This window comes from Streptomyces sp. NBC_00091 (assembly GCF_026343185.1).
In the GTDB taxonomy this organism is placed as follows: domain Bacteria; phylum Actinomycetota; class Actinomycetes; order Streptomycetales; family Streptomycetaceae; genus Streptomyces.
In genome coordinates this window covers 1773870-1797212 of the sequence record NZ_JAPEMA010000001.1, presented here as the reverse complement: position 1 = coordinate 1797212, position 23343 = coordinate 1773870, and the positions used below count along the sequence as shown (strand labels likewise).

Sequence of the window (23343 nt, the reverse complement as noted above, 5' to 3'; positions counted from 1 at the left end):
AACCCTGGCGCAACCCTGATATCCCCCCTACCGAACTGGGGGAACGCCCTGATGCCGCGCCGCGCCCGGGCGTGTGACCCTTGGTGGCATGCCCGTAGCCGCCGCCCCCCGTATCCCGCACGCACCGGACCCGGAAGACGTCCCGCAGCGCAAGCTCTACCGCAGCGCCGACGGGCGGATGCTCGGCGGTGTCGCGCGGGGCCTCGCCGGGCACCTCGGGCTGCCCGTGATCTGGGTCCGGCTCGCCTTCCTCGGCATGTTCATGTTCGGGGACGGGCTCGGCGTACTGCTCTACGCGGCCTTCTGGGTCTTCGTACCGCTCGGCCAGGGCGGCAAGACCGGGCACCACTCCTTCTTCGAGGCCCTCCCCGACGGCACCCGCCGGCTGCGCAAACCCGACAAGGGAGCGGTCTCCGGGCTGATCGCGCTGGCCGTCGGAGCGGGCATCTTCTTCTCCCAGCTCCGCGTCGGCGGCGAGAACGGCCGCTACATCTGGCCCACCCTGCTCGTCGGGGCCGGCGTGGTCCTCGTCTGGCGCCAGGCCGACAACGCCCGCCGCGCCCACTGGAGCGCCGCCGCCGGCCGCCAGAAGCGCCTCTTCCAGGCCGCCCGGGCCCTCGCCGGGGTGGTGCTGGTCGGTGTGGGCCTGACCGTGTTCATCGTCGTACGGGGCTCCGCGGCCCAGCTCGGCAACCTCCTCACCGCCGTACTCGCCGTCCTCGTCGGCATCGCCCTGCTCGCCGGGCCCTGGCTGATACGGATGACCCAGGACCTCTCCGAGGAGCGGCTGATGCGCATCCGCGCCCAGGAGCGCGCCGAGGTCGCCGCCCACGTCCACGACTCGGTGCTGCACACCCTCACCCTGATCCAGCGCAACGCCGAGGACGCGGGCGAGGTACGCCGCCTCGCGCGGGCCCAGGAGCGGGAGCTGCGCAACTGGCTCTACAAGCCCGAGGGCACCGGCAAGGACGAGGCCGAGGAGCCGGCCACCCTCGCCGAAGCCGTGAAGAAGACCGCCGCCGAGGTGGAGGACCACCACGGCGTCCCCATCGAGGTCGTCGTAGTCGGCGACTGCCCGCTCGACGAGCGGCTGGGCGCGCAGATCCAGGCCGCGCGCGAGGCGATGGTCAACGCCGCCAAGTACGGTGGCGAAGGGGGACCGGTACAGGTGTACGCGGAGGTCGAGGGCCGCACGGTGTTCGTGTCCGTACGGGACCGGGGACCGGGCTTCGACATCGAGGCGGTACCGGACGACCGCATGGGCGTACGAGAATCGATCATCGGCCGGATGCAGCGCAACGGCGGGACCGCCGTGCTGCGGTCCGCGCCCGACGGCGGCACGGTAGTCGAGCTGGAGATGGAGAGGGCGGCATGAGCGAGGACAGCGCTGTGACGGAGACCAGGAGGGTCCGCGTGGTCCTCGTCGACGACCACCGGATGTTCCGCACCGGAGTACAGGCCGAGATCGGGGAGACGGCCCGCACGGGCGTCGAGGTCGTCGGCGAGGCGGCCGACGTGGACCAGGCCGTCACCGTCATCACCGCCACCCGCCCCGAGGTGGTCCTCCTCGACGTGCACCTGCCCGGCGGCGGCGGGGTCGAGGTGCTGCGGCGCTGCGCCCCGCTGATGGCGGCGGCCGAGAACCCGGTGCGGTTCCTGGCGCTGTCGGTGTCGGACGCCGCCGAGGACGTCATCGGCGTCATCCGCGGCGGTGCGCGCGGCTACGTCACCAAGACCATCACCGGCAGCGACCTGGTGGACTCCGTCTTCCGGGTGCAGGACGGGGACGCGGTGTTCTCGCCCCGCCTGGCCGGCTTCGTCCTGGACGCCTTCGCCTCGACGGACGCACCGCCCGTGGACGAGGACCTGGACCGGCTCACCCAGCGCGAGCGCGAGGTGCTGCGGCTGATCGCGCGCGGGTACGCGTACAAGGAGATCGCCAAGCAGCTCTTCATCTCGGTGAAGACGGTGGAGTCGCACGTCTCGGCGGTCCTCAGGAAGCTCCAGCTCTCCAACCGCCACGAACTGACCCGCTGGGCGACCGCGCGCCGGCTCGTCTGACCCCGATGTGATCCACGCCGCAGGCGGGGAGGGCAACCGGAGGGTGTCGCACCTGCCTCTTGGGTGGCGTGATGAGCCTGACCGGGACCCCCCTCTTCGCGACGGCGGTCGCCCTGACCGTGACCGCCGTCGTCCTGCCGCTGTTCGTGTGGAGCAAGGTGCGCGGCCCCGCCGTCGTACGCGTGGCCTCGCGCGGGCTGATGGTGGTGTTCGCCCAGGCCACCGCGGTCGCCCTGGTGTTCCTCGCGGTCAACCGGGACATGAACTTCTACGCCTCCTGGGGCGACCTGATGGGCACCGGGAAGTACGTCCAGGCCGCCCCCGACCTCGGCCCCGACGGACTCGGCGGGAAGAAGGCCGATCAGGTCAGGCAGGAGCCCAAGGTCCGCCAGGAGTTCGTGCCGGTCGACGGCCTCGGCGGGCGGGTGAAGAAGACCGAGCTCGACGGCAAGATCTCCGGCGTCAAGGGCGACGTCATGGTGTGGCTGCCGCCGCAGTACGACGACCCCGCCTACAAGGACAAGAAGTTCCCGGTGGTCGAGCTGATCCCGGGCATCCCCGGAACGGGCAAGTCCTGGTTCCAGGGGCTCAAGGCGCACGAGGTGCTGGAGCCCCTGATGAAGGAGGGCAAGGTCCAGCCCTTCATCCTGGTCTCCCCGCGCGCCATGCTCCTCGGCAACGCCGACACCGGCTGCGCCAACCTCCCCGGCAAGGTCAACGCCGACAGCTGGTTCAGCGTCGACGTCCGCAAGATGGTCACGGACAACTTCCGCGCCTCCGACGAGGCCCGCACCTGGGGCGTGGCCGGGTACTCGGCCGGCGCGTACTGCGCCGCCAAGCTGGCGATCCTGCACCCCGACCGCTACGGCGCGGCCGTCTCCCTGTCCGGCTACAACGACCCCGGCCAGGAGCCCAGCTCGCTGGTGTCCCAGGACCCGGAGCTGCGCCGCACCCACAACCTGAAGCACCTCCTCCAGACACAGCCCGCGCCGCCGGCGATCGCGCTGTGGATGTCCGGCGCCGAGCACGACGGCTACCTGTCCGGCACGGACCTGGGCGCCATCGCCAAGAGCCCGACCACCGTGCACGCGGAGAAGGTCACCGGCGGGCACAACCTCGACTCCTGGTCCAAGCAGCTGCCGCAGACCTTCGGGTGGCTGACCCAGACGGTCAAGACGCCGTAGGCCGTCCAGCCGCGCTCCGGGGGCTCACGCGGGGCGGGAGGCGCCGGCCCAGGGCATGGAGTCGACCGGTGCGAGGCGGACCGTGGAGCCCGGGCGCGGGGCGTGGATCATCTGGCCGTTGCCGATGTACAGGCCGACGTGGGTGACCCCGGAGTAGAAGAAGACCAGGTCCCCGGGGGCGAGCTGGTCCCGGGAGACCCGTCGGCCCGCGTTGATCTGGGTGTAGGTGGTGCGGGGCAGGGAGACCCCGGCCGCGCGCCACGCCGCCTGGGTCAGGCCCGAGCAGTCGAACGAGCCCGGTCCCGTCGCGCCCCACACGTACGGCTTGCCGATCGCCCCGTACGCGAAGGCCACCGCGCGGGCCGCGCGCGAGCTGTCGGCGGGCGGCGGGGAGGCCGCCGGGCGGCGCTGCCCGGGGGCGGCGGGGGTGGTGGGGGCGGGGTCGTCCCCGCCCGACCGGGCCTCGTACGCCGCCCGCTCCTCGGCGGTGAGCCGGGCCAGCAGCTGCTTCGCGGTGGCGAGCTTGCCCTCGATGACGGCCTTGTGCCCGGCGAGCTCGCCCTGGCGGGCGCGCAGGTCCGCGAGCCGGCCGGCGGCCTTGTCGCGCAGCTGCCCGACCTCGTCGAGCCCGCGCCGTACGGCGGCCACCTCGGCGGCGGTCCGGTCGCCGGCCCGGGTGAGGAGGCCGGCCCGGTCCAGGTAGTCCTGCGGGTCGGAGGCCATCGCCAGCTGGAGGGCCGGGCCCAGGCCGCCGCTGCGGTACTGGGAGGCGGCGAGCGAGCCGAGCGCGCTGCGGGCGGTGTTCAGCCGGTCCGTCTTGCGCGCGGTCTCCTCGCGCAGTCCCGTCAGCGCCCGCTCGGCCTCGTCGGACTTGGCCTTCGCCCCGTTGTACCGCTCGGTCGCCTCCTCGGCCTCCCCGTAGAGCCGGTCGACCTCCGCCTTGACCTGGGCGGGGGTGAGCTGGGGGTCGGCGTGCGAGGTGCCTTCGAAGGCGGTCGCGGTGGCAGCGCCCGCGAGGGCGAGGGTGGCGGCGGTCCGTACCGTGCCGCCGGAGAGCGGGCGCTGCCTGGGCTTTCGATGACTGGCCACGGGGGCCTCACGTCCTTCCGCTCGTCCCACAGATCTCGGGGGGCTCGGGGCTCTTGGGGGAGGACGCTAAACCTGAAGGTAACGGGCGGATGACGAGATGATCAGAACTGGCCGTGTCTGATTGTGGTTGGTCTCGGCTGACCGGTCAGTGCCAGAGGACGGCGATAAAGATATTGGCGATGGTCAGCCCGCCGACCGCACTGAAGACCCCCTTCTCGACGTGCTCCTCGTCGCGCTTGACGTAGACGAGGGCCAGCACCACGAAGAGGACCGTGAGCTTCACCCCGATCTTGACCATGTTCAGCGGGTCGCCGTCGCCCATCTCGCGGAAGCCCACCAGCAGCACGCCGGTGACCAGCATGGTCAGCGCGCCGTGCAGCATCGCGGGCACGAAGCGTGCCGTACCGGCGCCCATCGCCTTCATCTGGGTCAGGAAGCCGCCGAGGAGCGAGGCGATCCCGATGATGTGCAGGCCGACGAAGATGTTGGTGAGAACGGTCATGCCGAGGAGCGTACGGGGCGCCCGTTCCCGGCGATTTTCCGGGGGCGGGACCGGCTGTCGGTCCCGCCCTCTAAACTCGGAAGGCGATGAGCAGCCTCTTTGACGACAGCTTCCTGGCCGACCTCTCCCCCTCCGACGAGGTCCCGCCGCCGCCCGAGGACCATCCCGAGCCGGAGACCGGCGCGGACGACCTCTTCGGCGGCCGCTTCGACGCGCCCATGAGCGGGGACGCCTACTACCGGGACGGCGCCCCGCGCCCCGTCATCGACCCGGCGACCCTCCTGGACGGGCTGAACGAGCAGCAGGCCGCGGCCGTGGTGCACGCGGGCTCCCCGCTGCTCATCGTGGCCGGCGCCGGCTCCGGCAAGACCCGGGTGCTGACCCACCGCATCGGACACCTGCTGTCCGCGCGGAACGTCCACCCCGGCCAGATCCTGGCGATCACCTTCACGAACAAGGCCGCCGGCGAGATGAAGGAGCGCGTCGAGAGCCTGGTCGGCCCGCGCGCGAACGCCATGTGGGTCTCCACCTTCCACAGCGCCTGCGTCCGCATCCTGCGCCGCGAGTCGAAGCGGCTCGGCTTCACCTCGTCGTTCTCGATCTACGACGCGGCCGACTCGAAGCGCCTGATGGCGCTCGTCTGCCGCGACCTGGACCTGGACCCGAAGAAGTTCCCGCCCAAGGCCTTCAACGCCAAGATCTCGAACCTCAAGAACGAGCTGATCGACGAGGACGCGTTCGCGGGGCAGGCCGCCGACGGTTTCGAGAAGACCCTCGCCCAGGCGTATGCGATGTACCAGGGGCGGCTGCGCGAGGCCAACGCGCTCGACTTCGACGACATCATCATGACCACCGTCCACCTCCTCCAGGCCTTCCCGGACGTGGCCGAGCACTACCGGCGCCGCTTCCGGCACGTACTGGTCGACGAGTACCAGGACACCAACCACGCCCAGTACACCCTCGTGCGCGAGCTGGTCGGCCCCGGCTACCCGGACCTGCCGCCCGCCGAGCTGTGCGTGGTGGGTGACGCCGACCAGTCGATCTACGCCTTCCGCGGCGCGACCATCCGCAACATCCTCCAGTTCGAGGAGGACTACAAGGACGCGACGACGATCCTGCTGGAGCAGAACTACCGCTCCACCCAGACGATCCTGTCGGCCGCCAACGCGGTCATCGAGCGCAACGAGAACCGCCGCGCCAAGAACCTGTGGACCCAGGCCGGCACCGGCGCAGTGATCACCGGCTACGTCGCGGACACCGAGCACGACGAGGCCCAGTTCGTCGCCGACGAGATCGACCGGCTCACCGATGCCGGTGACGCCAAGGCCGGCGACGTCGCGATCTTCTACCGGACGAACGCCCAGTCGCGCGTCTTCGAGGAGATCTTCATCCGCGTCGGACTGCCCTACAAGGTCGTCGGCGGAGTCCGCTTCTATGAGCGCAAGGAGGTCCGGGACGTCCTGGCCTACCTGCGCGTCCTGGCCAACCCCGAGGACAACGTCCCGCTCCGCCGGATCCTGAACGTGCCCAAGCGCGGCATCGGCGAGCGCGCCGAGGCGATGATCGACGCGCTCGCGATGCGCGAGAAGATCACCTTCCCGCAGGCGCTGCGCCGCGTCGACGAGGCCTTCGGCATGGCCGCCCGCTCCACCAACGCCGTCAAGCGGTTCAACGTGCTGATGGAGGAGCTGCGCACGATCGTCGACTCCGGCGCCGGCCCGGCCGTGGTGCTGGAGGCGGTGCTCGAGCGCACCGGGTACCTCGCCGAACTCCAGGCCTCGACCGACCCGCAGGACGAGACGCGCATCGAGAACCTCCAGGAGCTGGCGGCCGTCGCGCTCGAGTTCGAGCAGGCCCGGGAGGCAGCGGTCGCCGAGGCGGCCGAGACCGGCGCCCCGGTCCCCGGTTCCGGCACCCTCGCCGAGTTCCTGGAGCAGGTCGCCCTCGTCGCCGACTCCGACCAGATCCCGGACGAGGACACGGACGGCACGGGCGTCATCACCCTGATGACCCTGCACACCGCCAAGGGCCTCGAGTTCCCGGTGGTCTTCCTGACCGGCATGGAGGACGGGGTCTTCCCGCACATGCGCTCGCTGGGCCAGACCAAGGAGCTGGAGGAGGAGCGCCGCCTCGCCTACGTGGGCATCACGCGGGCCCGCGAGCGGCTGTACCTGACCCGCTCCAGCATGCGCAGCGCGTGGGGCACGCCCTCGTACAACCCGCCCTCGCGGTTCCTCGAGGAGATCCCGGCCGAGTACCTCCAGTGGAAGCGCACGGGCGCCGCGCAGAAGCCGGCGGGGCCGATGCGCGGCTCGGGGTACGGCTCGTCCTCGTCCTCGTCCTCCGGGAAGACCTCGTTCGGGACCTCGCCCGAGGCGTTCCTGTCCTCGTCGCGTACGAAGTCCGGCCCGTCCGGCTTCGCCACGCGCCGGGCCGCCGACAAGCCGGTCATCGCCCTGACCGTCGGGGACCGGGTCACGCACGACCAGTTCGGCCTCGGCACCGTCATGGAGGTCCGGGGAGCGGGCGCGGACGCGCAGGCCACCATCGACTTCGGGGACGACAAGCCGAAGCGGCTGCTGCTGCGCTACGCGCCGGTGCAGAAGCTGTAGGGAGACTCGGGCCCTCGGCCCTCAGGTGGCGTCCAGGCCGTGGCTGCGCAGCCACGCCTGGGGGTCGACCGCAGAGCCGCCGCCGGGCCGTACCTCGAAGTGGAGGTGCGGGCCGGTGGAGTTGCCGGAGTTCCCGGAGTACGCGATGACCTCGCCGGCCTTGACCTTGCCGGACCGGATCTTGGTGCTGCTGAGGTGGCAGTACCAGGTCTCGGTGCCGTCGGGGGAGGTCACTATCGCCATGTTGCCGTAGGCACTGTTCCACTGGGTGCGCACGGTGCCGTCGGTGGCGGCCATGACCGGGGTGCCGTAGGAGACGGGGAAGTCGATGCCGGTGTGCACCGACATCCACATGCCGCCCGCCTGACCGAAGCCGGCGCTCAGGCCGCGCTGCGCGACGGGGACCGCGAACTTGGGGCGGGCGGCCTCCTTGGCCGCGGCCTCCTCGGCCCGCTTCTTCTTGTCTTCTTCCTGGCGCTGCTTGAGGTCGATGCGCTCCTGGGTGCGGCTCGCGCGGTCCGCGAAGTCGCCCGCGTCGGCGCTGAGGGCGGCCAGCTGCGTGTCGAGCTTGTTGTTCGCCTCGACCGGCTTCACCGAGGCCGGGTCGGGGGCGGCCACCGTGGTCGTCTCCTCGGCCGGCTTGTCGGCGGCCGTGAGCCCGCCGACGGAGGCGGCGGCCACACCGGCGACCCCCATCACGCAGGCGGAGGGCACGGCGACCGTCAGCAGGGCGGACCGCTTGGCCGGGCTGCGCCGACGGCTTCCGGCGGTGGCGTTGCCGCCGCTGCCGGCCTTCCCGGCCTTGCCGGCCTTGGCGGCGTTCTTGCCGGTGGCCCGGCGCGCGGAGCGCGGAGCGGTGGTAGTGGTGGTGGCCGGGGTGACGGGCATGGCCTGCGTGGGCAGATCGTGCACGGCGTCGTCCGGGAAGCCGGGCTCGTCCTCGACCGTGATGGCCACGGGCTCGAAGACGGAGGTCTCGTCGTGGGCGTACGCGTCGGCTTCGGCGTACGGGACGGCTTCGGGGGTCTCGGTGAACACCGGGACGACGGTGGTGGCCTCGTAGCCGGCGGCCGTCGTCTCCTCGGCGGCGCCGCCGTTCCAGGCGGTGGCGTCGTACGTGCCGGTGTCCTGCCCGTAGCCGGGGAGGGTCCAGTGCCCGGTCTGCTCCGTGCCGGTGGAGTCGTAGCCGAAGGTGCTCGGCTGGTACTCGGTGGCCGCGGAGTTCCAGGCGCTCGCGTCCCACGAACCCGTGGTGTCCTCGGGGACGGTCTGGGCCGGGACGCTCGACAGGTAACTCTCCGGCGCGGTCCACGCGGTGCTGTCGTACGCACCGGTGTCGGCGGCGGACGGGTACCCGCTGTACCCGCCGTACGAGTCGTACGTCCCGGAACTGCCGGAAGCGGTGTAGTCCGTGACGAACTGATACCCCTGACCCTGCGTTTCATAGGAAACGTATGCCTGGTCACCAGCGAAAGTGGTGGTGGAAAGGCCGTCGTACCCCATATCGGGGTACTGGCCCGACGTCGGGCGGTCGTTCACCAACTTCTCTTTCGCCTCGGCAGTGGGGGCCTGGGTGGCCGGGGAACTCAAGGTTCACCGGAGGAGAGCAGTGGCGTGACTGTACCCGGCGGTTACTCGCCACGACAATCTTCTGAAGGTTTCGTCCTCGGCGGAACCGGGCATTCGGCCGCCTTTCGGCCGTCGAAAGACCGAGCCTTGGCCTTGAGTTCGAAATTCGTTCGACTGGAGGTCGACCGGTGTTGTACGCGTGGGGCCGGGAGGCGGCGGCCCCGGAGGCGGGCGGACGCCTGGTCAGACGACCCGTGTCCGCCCTTCGGTTCCCGTCGCGCGGGGTCCCGCGCCGGCGCCGGGGCGGGCCGTGCTGTCCGTGGCGCCGTCCGTGGCGCCGACCGCATGGTCCGTGGCGCTGACCGGGCCGTCGAGGGCGCGCCGGACGGCGGTGATGACGGCGGGATGGACGGGGAGGGCGAGATGCCCGATGCCGGTGACCTGGATGTTCGTCGCCTCCAGGTCCGGATGCTCGATCCGGGCCGTCCCGGTGGGCGTCATCAGCGCGTCGAACTCGCTCCAGAACGCCACGCACCGGGTCCGGCAGCCGGGCGCGGGCGCGCGCAGCTCGGCCATCACGTCAGAGTCCGGGCGCATCTGGCGGACCAGGGGGTGCGCGTCCATGAAGGGGGCGACCCGGGTGCCGCCGTGCGGGGTGCCCAGGGTGACCAGCGTCCGCACGCGCGCGTCGCCGCCGAGCCGCTGGACGTGGTACCGCGCCACCAGCCCGCCCAAGCTGTGCCCGACGAGGTCCACCCGGTCCTGGCCGGTGCGCTCGCACAGCTCCTCGACGCGCCGGGCGAGGTGGCGGGCGGTGACGCGCAGGTCGCGGGTGAAGGGGGAGTAGTTGTACGTCTCCACGCGCCGCCGGCCACCCGCGCCGAGGGCGCGGCGCAGCAGGACGAAGACCGAGCGGTTGTCGGTGAAGCCGTGCAGGAGCAGCACGGGCGGCAGCTGCCCGGCGGTCCGGGCGGCGGGCTGCGCGGCGGGCCGCTCCTCCCGTATCCCGGTGGGGTAGAGGAGGAGGTGCCCGGTGAGCACCGCCGCCTCCAGGACCGCGGCGCGCAGGGCGGCGCCGGTGCGCGGCGCGGGCAGCGGTGCGATCGTCAGCCCCATGGACGGCCTCCCCCTGGACCTCTTGGGTGCGGGGCCGTGCTGCCGACGCGGCCCCGCCACCGTGCCGGGCGGCTGTCGGCGCGGTGGCGGGGCGGCGGGGCGGTGGTGAATCAACGGCGTCCCACGTGTGATTTCCCCCTCCCCGTTGACTGTGAAACGGTGCGGTGCGCAATGCTGTACTTAACGTTCGTTCACTCGGGAGGCAGTGCGATGGGTGTGACCGGTCCGATCCGTGTGGTGGTGGCCAAGCCGGGTCTCGACGGCCACGACCGCGGCGCCAAGGTGATCGCGCGAGCGCTGCGCGACGCCGGTATGGAGGTCATCTACACCGGCCTCCACCAGACCCCCGAGCAGATCGTGGACACCGCCATCCAGGAGGACGCGGACGCCATCGGCCTCTCCATCCTCTCCGGGGCGCACAACACGCTCTTCGTCCGCGTCATCGAACTCCTCAAGGAGCGCGACGCGGAGGACATCAAGGTCTTCGGCGGCGGGATCATCCCGGAGGACGACATCGCCCCGCTCAAGGCCAAGGGCGTGGCCGAGATCTTCACCCCCGGCGCCACCACCACCGCCATCGTGGACTGGGTCAACGCCAACGTCCGCCAGGCCTGACCCTCCCCTGGCCGGGGTTTCCCGCTCCGCGGACCTGTCCCCGCCCCGCCCTTCCTCCGTTCCCCGGGGCTCCGCCCCCAGACCGCCGCGCCTCAAACGCCGGCGGGGCTGGAAGATCCAGCCTCGCCGGCGTTTGAGGCGCGGGCGCGGAGCGCCGTGTAGTGAGCCGCGCCGGCGATTGAGGCGGGAACGGGCGAAGGGCGGGTAGGGGACAGCCCCGCGCAGCGGCCACCACCCGCAGACCGGCCGCGTCGGGAAAGGGCGCGGCGCGTCAAGAAGGACGGGCGGTGGCCAGTTCGGTGAGCATGGCCGCGCGGAGCCGAAGGGTGGCCACCAGCCGCTGAAAGGCCTCCGCCCAGTACGCGGCGGCTCCCGGTGAGGCCTCCGGGGGCTCCTGGGCGGTGGCCGTCAGGGCCTCCAGACGGTCCGCCTCCGCAGGGTCCAGGCAGCGCTCCGCGAGGCCCATCACCCCGCTGAAGCTCCAGGGGTAACTGCCCGCCTCACGCGCCGCGTCCAGCGCGTCCACCACCGCCCGGCCCAGCGCCCCCGCCCAGGGGACCAGGCACACGCCGAGCAGCTGGAAGGCCTCCGAGAGCCCGTGGGCGCGTACGAACTCCGCCACCCACTCGGCCCGTTCCTCCTCCGGCAGGGTCTCCAGCAGCTTGGCCCGCTCCGCCAGCGAGGCCGTGCCCGGGCCCGCCGCGGGCGGCGCGGACGCCGCTCCGAGCAGGGCCTTCGACCACTGCGGGTCGCGCTGGCGCACCGCCGCCCGGCACCAGGCGGCATGCAGTTCCTCCGCCCAGCCCTCGGCCACCGGCAGCGCCACGATCTCCGCCGGGCCCAGCCCCCCGAACCGCTCCCGCCAGCAGGACAGCGGCGCCGCCTCCACCAGCTGGCCGAGCCACCAGGCCCGCTCCCCGCGTCCGGCGGGCGGTCGCTTGACCACCCCGTCGCGCAGCATCCCCGCGTCGCACTCCGCCGGCGGCACCACCGCCTCCGGGCCCACGCAGGCCAGCGCCCGCTCCGCCATCCGCCCGGCCAGAGCCGAGCCCGGCAGCGCGGACAGTAGTTCGGCGGCCGTCGCCCGGACATTGCGGCTGCGGTCGCCCAGCGCCGCCTCCAGGAAGGGCTCGTCCTCCTCGGACAGCCCCGCCCTCAGCGAATCGAGGAACATCAGCCGGTCCTCGGCCCGCTCGGTGGCCCAGGTCGTCGCCAGCAGCCGGGGTGCGGCCGCCGGCTCGTGGGCCCGTACGGCGCCGAGCAGGGCGACCCGCTCCGCGAACAGGCCCTCCTCCCAGAGCCGCGCCACCGCCTCCCGGTCCGCGGGGTCGGGCAGTTCCCCGCTACCCCCCGCCGCGCCGCGCAGCGCGAACCGCCACTCCGGATTCAGCCGGGCCAGCCACAGCCCCCGCGCCCCGGCCAGGGCCAGCGCCTGCGGGCGCAGGTCGGTCCGGGCGCGGGCGGCGTCCAGCAGGGCCGGGACCAGGGCCGACGGAGCCCGGTAGCCGTGCCGCCCGGCCGCCGCCAGCCACTGCGGGAGCAGCTCCGTCAGATCCGGGGCGGCCCCCCGCCGGCCGTTGGCGCCGCCCGCCGCGGTGCGGCCCGCCAGCAGCTGCGCGAGCCGCCGCCGGGCGGCATCCGGCGGCGCCGGGCGCGGATCCCGCGGCGCGGGCCGCGGCCGCCGGGCCGCCTCGGCGGGCCGCAGCCCGGCGCGGCGGCGCAGCGTCTGTACGGCCGCCGCGTCGAGCAGCTCCTCCGGTGAGCCGCCCCGCCGCTCGGTACCCAGCAGCGCGGCAGTGACCAGCTCCTCCCAGTCCCGGTATCCCTCGTCACCCTTGCCCATCGGACCCCTCCCTCGTCGCTCGTGCCTCGTGCTCGTGCCTCGTGCCTCGTGCCTGGCCGGTCACCGGTCACCGGTCGCCGGTGCCAGTCGCCAGTCACCGGTCGCCGGTCGTGCCGGACGGCGGCCCCGGTCCCGCCCCCTCCGCGGGACCGGGGCCGCCGGTGTGCGGCTCGACTGCGTTCAGCTGGCGTGGTTGTCGTTCATACAAGCCCCCCGGCTTCTCGTTCTTCCGCGCGCCGGCGCCCCCGCGCCGCGCGTCCCTCCTCGCGCGTTCCTCCCGTGCCGCCCCCCTCCGACGGCATACGGGCCCCCAGGCCCCCTGCGATTTCCGTTGGTTCCGCTCTTGCTCAGGCCAGTGCCACCGGCTCCGCCGAGCCGGGCTGCCAGGCCGTCAGCGGGGTGAAGCCCCGGTGGCCGCACTCGCCGAAGACCGTGACGGGGCCGCCGCCCGAGAGGGCGGCCAGCTGCCACAGCCCGGACCGCGAGCGGCCCGCGGCGAGCGCCACCGGCAGTGCGGACGTCCCCTGCGCGTCCGCGAGCTGCCAGGCCCCCTCGCCCCCTTCTCCCGGTATCGGGATCACGGGGCCGAGGACCACCGGCCAGGAGTCGAGCCACGGGTCCTCCCGCAGCGCGGCCCCGTAGGCCTCCAGGGCCTCGCCGGTGCCGACCCCGGGCGGAGTGCGGGCGGCCGGTACCGCGGCCGCGGTACGGTCCCCCAAATCCGCCCGCAGCCCCGCCGATCCGGGCCGGAAGCGGGCTTCCGCCTCCAGCACCAGCCCGACGGGCAGCGCCAGTGCCGGCGGCCGCCCGGGCGGGCCGAAGTCCAGTACCAGCGCCGGTCGTCCGCTCTCCAGCCCGCGCAGCCATATCCGGCGGGTGGTGAGACGGCCGTCCGGGGACACCGAGTCGTACTGGGCCAGTACGAGCCAGTGGTCCCGGACGGCCTCACCCTCCGCCGGGGACGGCAGCCCCACCCGGCTCCGGACGGTGGCGGCCAGCGGCTCCGGCAGCCCGGACACCCCCAGCCAGCCCCTGTCCAGCAGGTGCAGCAGCGCGAACTCCTCAAGCATCCGGGCGGGCCAGCCGGGGCCGCAACCGGGTATTGCTCCCAACTCCCTTACCTGCGCGGCCAGTCCGGGCGCCTGGGCGTCGACCATCCGGGCCGCTGCCTCCTCCCATGGCGCGTATCCGGCCTGCTGCTGTCCGGCGATCCCGCCGCGCAACAGGTCCACGAGCCGCTGCTCCAGCTCGGTGACGCCCGCGCCGATGCGCTCGGCCCGCCGCTCCGCCCGCTTGCGGGCCGCCTCCGCGTCCACCGGGCCGGCCGCGGCGGCCGCCGGGCGCGCGGCCTTCGCCGCCCGCCCGGCCAGCCACTGCTCCGCCCAGTCCGGAGCCTCGGCCGGATCGCCCAGCCCCTCCGCCGCCCAGAGCAGCAGCAGCCCCAGCGCGTGCTTGCACGGGAACTTCCGGCTCGGGCAGGAGCAGTTGTACGCGGGCCCCGTCAGGTCGACGACCGTCCGGTACGGCTTGCTGCCGCTGCCCTTGCACAACCCCCACACCGCACCGGAAGCGGAACCTCCGGTCTGTGACCACGGACCCCCTCCTCCCAGCCTGCCCCCCGCCTTGCGTGATGCCTCGTCAGGAGCCAGAGCCAGTACCTGTTCCGCCGTCCAGCGGACCCCCTGCTCAGTCATGTGAACCACCGTAGAGACCCCCACTGACAATCGCTCTGACCTGCAACAACGGCCGGAGCAGGGGGCGTTGTCAGTGGCATGGTGCACGGTGGATCCAGCAGTCGGGAACGGCTGCCGAGCATTGGAGGGGGACCATGACCACGCCCGAGAACGGCACCGGTACCGAGGTACTGCGCCCGCACGCCGAAGACGCCTTCGCGCACGAACTGAAAGCCCTGGCAGCCGCCGACGACCGGCCCCGCCCGGCCCGCTGGAAGCTCTCCCCGTGGGCCGTGGCCACCTACCTGCAGGGCGGCACGCTCGCCGACGGCACCGTCATCACACCCAAGTACGTCGGCCCGCGCCGGATCGTCGAGGTCGCCGTCACCACGCTCGCGACCGACCGGGCCCTGCTCCTGCTCGGCGTCCCCGGCACCGCCAAGACCTGGGTGTCCGAACACCTCGCCGCCGCCGTCAGCGGCGACTCCACCCTCCTGGTCCAGGGCACGGCCGGAACCCCCGAGGAGGCCATCCGCTACGGCTGGAACTACGCCCGCCTCCTCGCCCACGGCCCCAGCCGCGAAGCCCTCGTCCCCAGCCCCGTCATGCGGGCCATGGCCGAGGGCATGACCGCCCGGGTCGAGGAGCTCACGCGCATCCCCGCCGACGTCCAGGACACCCTCATCACCGTCCTGTCCGAGAAGACGCTCCCGATACCGGAGCTCGGCGATGAGGTGCAGGCCGTGCGCGGCTTCAACCTCATCGCCACCGCCAACGACCGCGACCGCGGGGTGAACGAGCTCTCCAGCGCGCTGCGCCGCCGCTTCAACACCGTGGTGCTGCCCCTGCCGGCCACCGCCGACGCCGAGGTGGACATCGTCGCCCGCCGCGTGGACCAGATGGGCCGCGCCCTGGACCTGCCCGCCGCGCCCGAGGGCCTGGAGGAGATCCGCCGCGTCGTCACCGTCTTCCGGGAGCTGCGCGACGGGGTCACCGACGACGGCCGCACCAAGGTGAAGTCGCCGAGCGGCACCCTCTCCACCGCCGAGGCCATCTCCGTGGTCACCGGCGGACTGGCCCTGGCCGCGCACTTCGGGGACGGCGTCCTGCGCCCCACCGACGTGGCCGCCGGGATCCTCGGCGCCGTCGTCCGCGACCCGGCCGCCGACCGGGTCGTCTGGCAGGAGTACCTCGAGGCGGTCGTGCGCGAGCGGGACGGCTGGAAGGACTTCTACCGCGCCTGCCGGGAGGTGACGGCATGAGCCCGGGGGCCGCGGGGCCGCTGCTGCTGGGCGTGCGCCACCACGGGCCCGGCTCCGCCCGGGCCGTACGCGCCGCCCTGGACCGGGCGCAGCCGCGGGCCGTGCTGATCGAGGGGCCGCCCGAGGGGGACGCGCTGCTCGCGCTGGCCGCCGAGCCCGGGATGCGCCCGCCCGTCGCCCTGCTCGCGCACGCGGCGGACGATCCCGGCCGGGCCGCGTTCTGGCCGCTGGCCGCCTTCTCCCCGGAGTGGGTCGCCATCCGCTGGGCGCCGGCCCGGGAGGTGCCGGTGCGCTTCATCGACCTGCCGGCCACGCACACGCTGGCCGCCGGGCCCGAGGGCGACGAGCCGGACTCCCTGCCCGTGGACCCGCTCGGTGTGCTGGCCCGGACCGCCGGGTACGAGGATCCCGAGCACTGGTGGGAGGACGTGGTCGAGCACCGGGCCACGGGGGAGGCCAGGGACCCGCTGGCCGCCTTCGAGGCCGTGGCGGAGGCCATGGAAGCCCTGCGCGAGACCTACGGGGACGGCGGCCGGTCCCGCGACCTGGTCCGCGAGGCGTACATGCGCCAGCGGATGCGGGCGGCCCGCCGGGAGTTCGGCGAGGACTACGCCGTGGTGTGCGGCGCCTGGCACGTCCCGGCGCTGCGGGCCAGGTCCACGGTGGCGGCGGACAAGGCACTGCTCGGCGGGCTGCCCAAGGTCAAGGTGGAGACCACCTGGGTGCCGTGGACCCACCGCAGGCTCGCCCGGGCCGGCGGATACGGCGCGGGCATCACCTCGCCGGGCTGGTACGCGCACCTCTTCGCGGCCCGCGACCGGCCGGTGGAGCGGTGGCTGACCAAGGTCGCCGGACTGCTGCGGGAGGAGGACCGGCAGGTCTCCTCGGCGCACGTCATCGAGGCCGTGCGGCTGGCCGAGACCCTGGCCGCCGTGCGGGGCCGCCCGCTGCCCGGGCTCACCGAGACCCTGGAGGCGGTCCGGGCCGTGATGTGCGACGGCTCCGACATACCGCTCGCGCTGGTCGAGGACCGGCTCGTGGTCGGGGACGTGCTCGGCGAGGTCCCGGACGCGGCGCCCGTCGTACCGCTCCAGCGGGACCTCACCCGCCGGCAGCGCTCCCTGCGGCTCAAGGCCGAGGCGCAGCGGCGCGACCTGGAGCTGGACCTGCGCAAGGACTCCGACGCGGCCAAGTCCCTGCTGTTGCACCGGCTGCGGCTGCTCGGGGTCGACTGGGGCATACCCACCGCCTCCCGCGGCGGCACGGGCACTTTCCGGGAGACCTGGCGCCTGTGCTGGGAGCCGGAGCTGTCGGTGCGGGTCGCCGAGGCCGGGATCTGGGGCACCACCGTCCTGGGGGCGGCCACCGCCAGGGCGGAGGCCGACGCGGCGGGCGCCGAGGAGCTGGGAGAGGTCACGGCTCTGGCCGAGCGGTGCCTGCTGGCCGGGCTGTCGCAGGCGCTGCCCGCCGTACTGCGGGCGCTCGCGGACCGGGCCGCCCTGGACACCGACGTGGCGCGGCTGGCCAAGGCGCTGCCCGCGCTGGCGCGTTCGCTGCGGTACGGGGACGTGCGGGGGACGGACGCGGCGGCCCTCGGCACGGTCGCCGCCGGGCTGGCCGAGCGGATCTGCGTGGCCCTGCCGCCGGCCTGCGCCGCCGGGCTCGACGCCGACGGGGCGGCGGAGCTCCGGGGCCACATCGACGGGGTGCACGGAGCGGTCGGGCTGCTGGCCGACACGGACCAGGGGCTCCGGGAGCGCTGGTCGGCGGTGCTGCGGACGCTGGCCGGGCGGGAGAGCGTACCCGGGCAGATACGCGGCCGGGCCGCGCGGCTGCTGCTGGACGAGGGCCGGCTCCCGGCGGAGGAGACGGCGCGGCTGATGGGGCTCGCCCTGTCCCCAGCGGGCTCCCCGGCCGACGCGGCGGGCTGGATCGAGGGGTTCGCCGGCGGGGGAGCGGGCGGCGGGACGCTGCTGGTCCACGACGAGCGGCTGCTGGGCCTGATCGACGCCTGGCTGGTGTCGGTGCCGGAGGGCGCCTTCATCGACGTACTGCCGCTGCTGCGGCGCACCTTCGGGGCGTACGAGCCGGGTGTGAAGCGGACCCTGGGCGAGCTGGTCCGGCGCGGCCCGGGCGCCCGTGCGGCGTCCGCGGCCTCCGGGGCGGCCCCCGCGGGCTTCGCCCCGGACCTGGACCCGGCCCGGGCCGACGCGATGGTCGGGCTGGCCCGGCTCCTGCTCACTGCTGCGGCCGCCTGACGCTCCGGGGTCCGGGGTCCGGGGGCCGGGGGCCGGGGGTCGGTGGTCGGGCGGCTGCGGCCGCCCTGGCGGGGCGGGCCAGCACATTCAGCCCCGCCGGCGCTTGAGGCGCGGGTCCGGGCAGAGCCCTGGGGGCACCACCCAGCGGTAGCTGGGGGAGGAACGGTGGAAGGGCGGGGAGGGGAATCGGCCCCGCGCAGCGGCACACACGGAACGAGTCGAGGGGATCGGCAGATGACGGAGAGGGACCCGGAAACCGCCGGAGGCGAGCGGCTGCGCCGATGGCGGCTGGTGCTCGGCGGCGGCGAGTGCGACGGGACGGGCCGCGCGCTGAGCGGGCGGGACGCGGCGATGGACGGGGCGCTGGAGGCGCTCTACGGCGGCGGTGCCGGCCGGCCCCAGGGGGAGCGGTCGGCCGGGCTCGGGGGCAGCGCGCCGCGCGTGGCGCGCTGGCTCGGGGACATCCGTACGTACTTCCCCGGCCCGGTGGTCCAGGTCATGCAGCGGGACGCCATCGAGCGGCTCGGCCTGTCCGCGCTCCTGCTGGAGCCGGAGATGCTCGAGGCGGTCGAGCCGGACGTCCACCTGGTCGGCACCCTGCTGTCGCTGAACAAGGCCATGCCCGACACCACCAAGGAGACGGCGCGGGCCGTGGTCCGCAAGGTGGTCGAACAGCTGGAGAAGCGCCTCGCGACCCGCACCCGGGCCACCCTCACGGGCGCACTGGACCGCTCGGCGCGGATCAGCCGCCCCCGCCACCGGGACATCGACTGGGACCGGACCATCCGGGCCAACCTGAAGAACTACCTCCCCGAGTACCGGACCGTCGTGCCCGAGCGGCTCGTCGGCTACGGCCGGGCCTCGCAGTCGGTGAAGAAGGAGGTGATCCTCTGCATCGACCAGTCGGGCTCGATGGCGGCCTCGGTCGTCTACGCCTCCGTCTTCGGGGCGGTCCTCGCCTCCATGCGGTCGATCGCCACCCGGCTCGTCGTCTTCGACACGGCGGTGGTCGACCTGACCGATCAGCTCGACGACCCGGTCGACGTCCTGTTCGGCACCCAGCTCGGCGGCGGCACCGACATCAACCGCGCCCTCGCCTACTGCCAGTCGAAGATCACCCGGCCAGCCGACACGGTCGTCGTCCTGATCAGTGACCTCTACGAGGGCGGCATACGCAACGAGATGCTGAAGCGGGTGGCCGCGATGAAGGGGGCCGGTGTGGAGTTCGTGACCCTGCTCGCACTGTCCGACGAGGGCGCCCCCGCCTACGACCGCGAGCACGCGGCGGCACTGGCCGCGCTGGGCGCGCCCGCCTTCGCCTGCACCCCCGACCTGTTCCCGGAGGTGATGGCGGCCGCGCTGGAGAAGCGCCCCCTGCCGATCCCCTGACGAGGTCTGCCCCGGTGCGGAGGGAAATCGGCGGATCGCACGAAGATGCAGTTGCGGCGTGAGGCGATCTGTGACAGGTATCACCGCTCAGGTGTGATCTGCGATTTAGGGACCTACGTCCCACGGGGATAACCTGCGAGACGGACATGCCGCGTCCACGGTCACCGTGTGCGCCTTCCTAGTGACAGCGCCGTCACGTTGCCCTCCGCGGCACGCCCACGCAGATAGCAGACAAACCGCGAATCACTGCGAATCTTTTAAGACAAGGGACGGACGCGCGTGGACCTGTTCGAGTACCAGGCGAGGGACCTCTTCGCCAAGCACGGTGTACCGGTGCTGGCCGGTGAAGTCATCGACACGCCTGAGGCGGCTCGCGAGGCCACCGAGAAGCTGGGCGGCAAGTCGGTCGTCAAGGCCCAGGTGAAGGTCGGCGGCCGCGGCAAGGCCGGTGGCGTGAAGCTCGCCGCCACCCCCGACGAGGCCGTCGCACGCGCGACGGACATCCTCGGCATGGACATCAAGGGCCACACGGTCCACAAGGTGATGATCGCCGAGACCGCGCCGGAGATCCTCGAGGAGTACTACGTCTCGTACCTCCTCGACCGGACCAACCGCACCTTCCTGGCCATGGCCTCGGTTGCGGGCGGCATGGACATCGAGCAGGTCGCCGAGGAGACCCCGGAGAAGCTCGCCAAGGTCCCGGTGAACGCCAACGAGGGCGTGACCATCGAGAAGGCCCGCGAGATCGTCGCGCTGGCGCAGTTCCCGGCCGAGGTCGCCGAGCAGGTCGCCGAGGTCCTCGTGACCCTGTGGGCGACCTTCATCGCCGAGGACGCGCTCCTCGTCGAGGTCAACCCGCTCGCGAAGGTCGCCAACGGCGACGTCATCGCGCTCGACGGCAAGGTCTCGCTCGACGAGAACGCCGAGTTCCGCCAGCCGGGCCACGAGGAGTTCGTGGACCACGCGGCCGCGAACCCGCTCGAGGCCGCCGCCAAGGCGAAGAACCTCAACTACGTCAAGCTTGACGGCGAGGTCGGCATCATCGGCAACGGCGCGGGTCTCGTCATGAGCACCCTCGACGTCGTCGCGTACGCCGGTGAGAACCATGGCGGCGTCAAGCCCGCCAACTTCCTCGACATCGGCGGTGGCGCCTCCGCCGCCGTCATGGCCAACGGCCTCGAGATCATCCTGGGCGACCCGGACGTCAAGTCCGTGTTCGTCAACGTCTTCGGTGGCATCACCGCGTGTGACGAGGTCGCCAACGGCATCGTCCAGGCGCTGCAGCTGCTCGAGGACCGGGGCGAGGCGGTCACCAAGCCGCTGGTCGTCCGCCTCGACGGCAACAACGCCGAGCTGGGTCGCAAGATCCTCTCGGACGCCAACCACCCGCTGGTCCAGCGCGTGGACACCATGGACGGCGCGGCCGACAAGGCCGCCGAGCTCGCGGCTGCGAAGTAAGGGCAGAGGTCAAAGACTCACATGGCTATCTTCCTCAACAAGGACAGCAAGGTCATCGTCCAGGGCATGACCGGTGCCACGGGCATGAAGCACACCAAGCTGATGCTGGCTGACGGCACCAACATCGTCGGCGGCGTGAACCCGCGCAAGGCCGGCACCACCGTCGACTTCGACGTCCCGTCGGAGACGGGCGACTCGACTTCCGTCGAGGTCCCGGTCTTCGGCTCGGTCGCCGAGGCGATGGAAAAGACGGGCGCCAACGTCTCCGTCCTCTTCGTCCCGCCGGCCTTCGCCAAGGCCGCCGTCGTCGAGGCCATCGACGCCGAGATCCCGCTGGCCGTCGTCATCACCGAGGGCATCGCGGTGCACGACTCCGCCGCCTTCTGGGCGTACGCGACCGCCAAGGGCAACAAGACCCGGATCATCGGCCCGAACTGCCCGGGTCTGATCACCCCCGGCCAGTCCAACGCCGGCATCATCCCGGGCGACATCACCAAGCCCGGCAAGATCGGTCTCGTGTCCAAGTCGGGCACGCTGACCTACCAGATGATGTACGAGCTGCGCGACATCGGCTTCACCTCCGCCGTCGGCATCGGTGGCGACCCGGTCATCGGCACCACGCACATCGACGCCCTGGAGGCCTTCGAGGCCGACCCGGAGACCGAGCTCATCGTCATGATCGGCGAGATCGGCGGCGACGCCGAGGAGCGTGCGGCGGACTTCATCGCGAAGAACGTCACCAAGCCGGTCGTCGGTTACGTCGCGGGCTTCACCGCCCCCGAGGGCAAGACCATGGGCCACGCCGGCGCCATCGTCTCCGGTTCTTCTGGCACCGCACAGGCCAAGAAGGAGGCCCTCGAGGCCGCGGGCGTGAAGGTCGGCAAGACGCCGACCGAGACCGCCAAGCTGGCGCGCGAGATCCTGAACGCCGCCCAGTAGGCAGCTCTGCTGTACGGATGTACGGATGTACGGGCGTGGCCCGCACCCCCTCGGGGTGCGGGCCACGCCCGTTCTTCATTCGGTGCTCGGGGAGAGGCGGTTGGGCCCGGCGGCCGGGTGGGCGCGCAGCTGGTCCTGGAGCTCGCGGCTCTGTTCGGTGAGCCGCTGCGGGCCGCTGTGGGGCGGGACGCCGGAAACGCTCGCGCCCGGTGCGAGCGGGGGCTCGTACCGGTCGGGCGCGGTGACGGTCGTGTACGCGGTCGCCGCGGCGATCACCGCGGTCAGGGCGAGCGCGGCCCGCGTCAGCCGCCGGGCGCGGTGCTCGCAGACGGTGCGTACGAGGTCGGCCGGGTGCGGCTCGAGCCGTACGGCGGGCCGGACCGTGCCGAGCCGCTCGCGCAGCAGGGCCGACCGACCCTCCGGCGGTACGCCGACCAGCTCGGGGACCCGGCCGGCGAGTTCGGCGTGCGCGCGGAGCAGGCGGTTGCCGGTGGCGGGGGTGCTGGCCTCGGTCTCGGCGGCGGTGTCGGGCAGGTCGAGGCCGACGCCGTCGTAGAGCAGCACGGTCCGGCGGAGCACGGGCGGAAGCGCGAGCAGGGCGTCCAGCAGGATCCGGTCGGCGGGGTCGGCCGGGGGTTTGTCGGGGTGCCGGTGGGCCCGGCGCAGCCGGTGCCAGGGGGAGAGGGCGTACTCGTACGCGACCGAGCGCACCCAGCCGACGGGGTCGGGGTCGGTGGCCACCTCGGGCCAGCGGCCCCAGGCCTGACGGAACGCCTGCTCCACGGAGTGCAGGGCGAGGGCGCGGCGGCCGGTGAGCAGGTAGGCCTGGCGGACGAGCGCGGGCGCGGTGTGGGTGTAGAGGGCGTCGAAGGCGTCGGCGGGCCGGCGGAAGGGGGGCCCTTGCCAGGGTCCTTGCCACGGCCCCCGCCAGGGCCCCTGCGGGGTTGCCGGTGCGGGGGGTTCCGCTTCGGCGGGGGCCGCCGGGGAGGCCGGCTCCGCCGGGGTGGCGGGCGGATCGGCAGGCCGGACGGCCTCCGGGGTGGCCGGCTCCGCCGGGGCCACCGGGCGGTCGGCCGCGGGTGTGGCGGGTTCCGCGGCAGGGGCCGGGTCGGCCTGGGGGGCGGGGGCCGCCTGGGTGGTGGGCGCCGCCTGGGTGGTGGGGGCCCCTGGGGCAGGGGCCGGATCCGGGGGCGGGGCGGTTGCCGGCGCGGTGAGTTCCGGCTGGGTGGGCCGGTCGGGCGTGGGGGTGAGTTCCGGCTGCGGGGGGCGGTAGGCCGTCGGGGTGGGTGCTGTGGTGGGGGGTGGGGCGGGGCGGGTCGGGGGGCGGGTTTCGTGGCGCGGCAGGGCGGCCGGCGGTTTCGCGGCGCGCTTGGCGGCGGGTCTGGGCCGGGTCGGCGGCCCGCCGGTCCGTCCGCCCGCGTGGCGCACGGGGGCGGGCCCGGCGGTCGCGAGCCGGTCCAGGAGTTCCGCGTACGCCTCGCGCGTGCGCCCGCGCGGTTCGGTGCGCCCGCACTCCCAGGAGCGGACGGTGACCGGGGTGACGCCCACCTCCGCCGCGACCTCCTCGTACGTCAGCCCGCCCGACTCGCGCAGCCGCCGCCGCTCCTGGGGGGACGGGAGGCCCAGCTCCGAGCCGGAGGCCGTCTCGACGTCTTGTGTCATGCCACACTCCCCGCGACCCGGCAGTTCTGGGCGATAAAGTACATAAACGTATATTGAGCGACACCACGGTCAATCGCCTGTTACCCGGACATAGCGCGTGTCGAGGGCACC

17 protein-coding genes are annotated in these 23343 nt (G+C 73.5%); 10 read left to right on the top strand and 7 right to left on the bottom strand.

Annotation, left to right across the window (positions count from 1 at the left end):
- Nucleotides 1-88 precede the first annotated feature (88 nt).
- From OOK34_RS07925 to OOK34_RS07915, 3 genes are all read left to right on the top strand, one after another.
- Nucleotides 89-1375: an ATP-binding protein gene (locus OOK34_RS07925; RefSeq protein WP_267033169.1), complete on the top strand. Its 1287-nt coding sequence runs from the start codon at nucleotides 89-91 to the stop codon at nucleotides 1373-1375.
- The gene (locus OOK34_RS07920) at nucleotides 1372-2061 is read left to right on the top strand and encodes a response regulator transcription factor (protein WP_267033168.1); all 690 of its coding nucleotides are present in this window, start codon (nucleotides 1372-1374) and stop codon (nucleotides 2059-2061) included. Before OOK34_RS07925 ends, OOK34_RS07920 begins: the two co-directional genes overlap by 4 nt.
- A gap of 71 nt (nucleotides 2062-2132) precedes the next feature.
- A complete protein-coding gene (locus tag OOK34_RS07915; RefSeq protein WP_267033167.1) occupies nucleotides 2133-3245 on the top strand; it encodes an esterase family protein in 1113 nt (370 codons plus the stop codon).
- A 24-nt stretch (nucleotides 3246-3269) separates the two neighbouring features.
- On the opposite strand, the gene OOK34_RS07910 is transcribed toward OOK34_RS07915, so the two are convergent.
- Complete coding sequence (locus OOK34_RS07910) at nucleotides 3270-4334, bottom strand: C40 family peptidase (protein WP_267033166.1); 1065 nt, start codon at nucleotides 4332-4334, stop codon at nucleotides 3270-3272.
- 145 nt (nucleotides 4335-4479) lie between these two features.
- A complete protein-coding gene (locus OOK34_RS07905) occupies nucleotides 4480-4836 on the bottom strand; it encodes a hypothetical protein (RefSeq protein ID WP_267033165.1) in 357 nt (118 codons plus the stop codon).
- An 86-nt stretch (nucleotides 4837-4922) separates the two neighbouring features.
- On the opposite strand from OOK34_RS07905, the gene pcrA reads away from it, so the two are divergent.
- Entirely contained in the window at nucleotides 4923-7448 is a 2526-nt protein-coding gene (gene pcrA, locus OOK34_RS07900) for a DNA helicase PcrA (protein WP_267033164.1), read from the top strand.
- A gap of 21 nt (nucleotides 7449-7469) precedes the next feature.
- On the opposite strand, the gene OOK34_RS07895 is transcribed toward pcrA, so the two are convergent.
- Both OOK34_RS07895 and OOK34_RS07890 read right to left on the bottom strand, forming a co-directional pair.
- Nucleotides 7470-8987, bottom strand: coding sequence for a M23 family metallopeptidase (locus OOK34_RS07895; protein ID WP_267033163.1), 1518 nt, complete (start codon nucleotides 8985-8987; stop codon nucleotides 7470-7472).
- Nucleotides 8988-9260: 273 nt separating this feature from the next.
- Entirely contained in the window at nucleotides 9261-10133 is an 873-nt protein-coding gene (locus OOK34_RS07890) for a triacylglycerol lipase (RefSeq protein ID WP_267033162.1), read from the bottom strand.
- 210 nt (nucleotides 10134-10343) lie between these two features.
- On the opposite strand from OOK34_RS07890, the gene OOK34_RS07885 reads away from it, so the two are divergent.
- Nucleotides 10344-10748, top strand: coding sequence for a cobalamin B12-binding domain-containing protein (locus OOK34_RS07885; RefSeq protein WP_267033161.1), 405 nt, complete (start codon nucleotides 10344-10346; stop codon nucleotides 10746-10748).
- 271 nt (nucleotides 10749-11019) lie between these two features.
- Here the strand turns inward: OOK34_RS07885 and OOK34_RS07880 are convergent, their stop codons facing one another.
- Both OOK34_RS07880 and OOK34_RS07875 read right to left on the bottom strand, forming a co-directional pair.
- A complete protein-coding gene (locus OOK34_RS07880; protein WP_267033160.1) occupies nucleotides 11020-12591 on the bottom strand; it encodes a DUF5691 domain-containing protein in 1572 nt (523 codons plus the stop codon).
- A gap of 347 nt (nucleotides 12592-12938) precedes the next feature.
- Nucleotides 12939-14285 carry an SWIM zinc finger family protein gene (locus OOK34_RS07875; protein WP_267033159.1) on the bottom strand — a complete coding sequence of 449 codons (1347 nt, stop codon included), beginning with the start codon at nucleotides 14283-14285 and terminating at the stop codon, nucleotides 12939-12941.
- A 134-nt stretch (nucleotides 14286-14419) separates the two neighbouring features.
- On the opposite strand from OOK34_RS07875, the gene OOK34_RS07870 reads away from it, so the two are divergent.
- From OOK34_RS07870 to sucD, 5 genes are all read left to right on the top strand, one after another.
- The gene (locus OOK34_RS07870; RefSeq protein WP_267033158.1) at nucleotides 14420-15526 is read left to right on the top strand and encodes an AAA family ATPase; all 1107 of its coding nucleotides are present in this window, start codon (nucleotides 14420-14422) and stop codon (nucleotides 15524-15526) included.
- A complete protein-coding gene (locus OOK34_RS07865; protein WP_267033157.1) occupies nucleotides 15523-17784 on the top strand; it encodes a DUF5682 family protein in 2262 nt (753 codons plus the stop codon). The genes OOK34_RS07870 and OOK34_RS07865 overlap by 4 nt, the downstream gene beginning before the upstream one ends.
- Before the next feature lie 234 nt (nucleotides 17785-18018).
- The gene (locus OOK34_RS07860) at nucleotides 18019-19173 is read left to right on the top strand and encodes a VWA domain-containing protein (protein WP_267033156.1); all 1155 of its coding nucleotides are present in this window, start codon (nucleotides 18019-18021) and stop codon (nucleotides 19171-19173) included.
- Between the two features lie 279 nt (nucleotides 19174-19452).
- On the top strand, nucleotides 19453-20631 hold the full coding sequence (gene sucC, locus OOK34_RS07855; protein ID WP_267033155.1) for an ADP-forming succinate--CoA ligase subunit beta: 1179 nt from the start codon (nucleotides 19453-19455) through the stop codon (nucleotides 20629-20631).
- Nucleotides 20632-20652: 21 nt separating this feature from the next.
- Nucleotides 20653-21570 (top strand): succinate--CoA ligase subunit alpha, encoded by a 918-nt coding sequence (sucD, locus tag OOK34_RS07850; protein ID WP_267033154.1) that lies wholly within the window; start codon nucleotides 20653-20655, stop codon nucleotides 21568-21570.
- 75 nt (nucleotides 21571-21645) lie between these two features.
- Here the strand turns inward: sucD and OOK34_RS07845 are convergent, their stop codons facing one another.
- Entirely contained in the window at nucleotides 21646-23232 is a 1587-nt protein-coding gene (locus OOK34_RS07845) for a helix-turn-helix domain-containing protein (RefSeq protein ID WP_267033153.1), read from the bottom strand.
- Nucleotides 23233-23343: the final 111 nt, after the last annotated feature.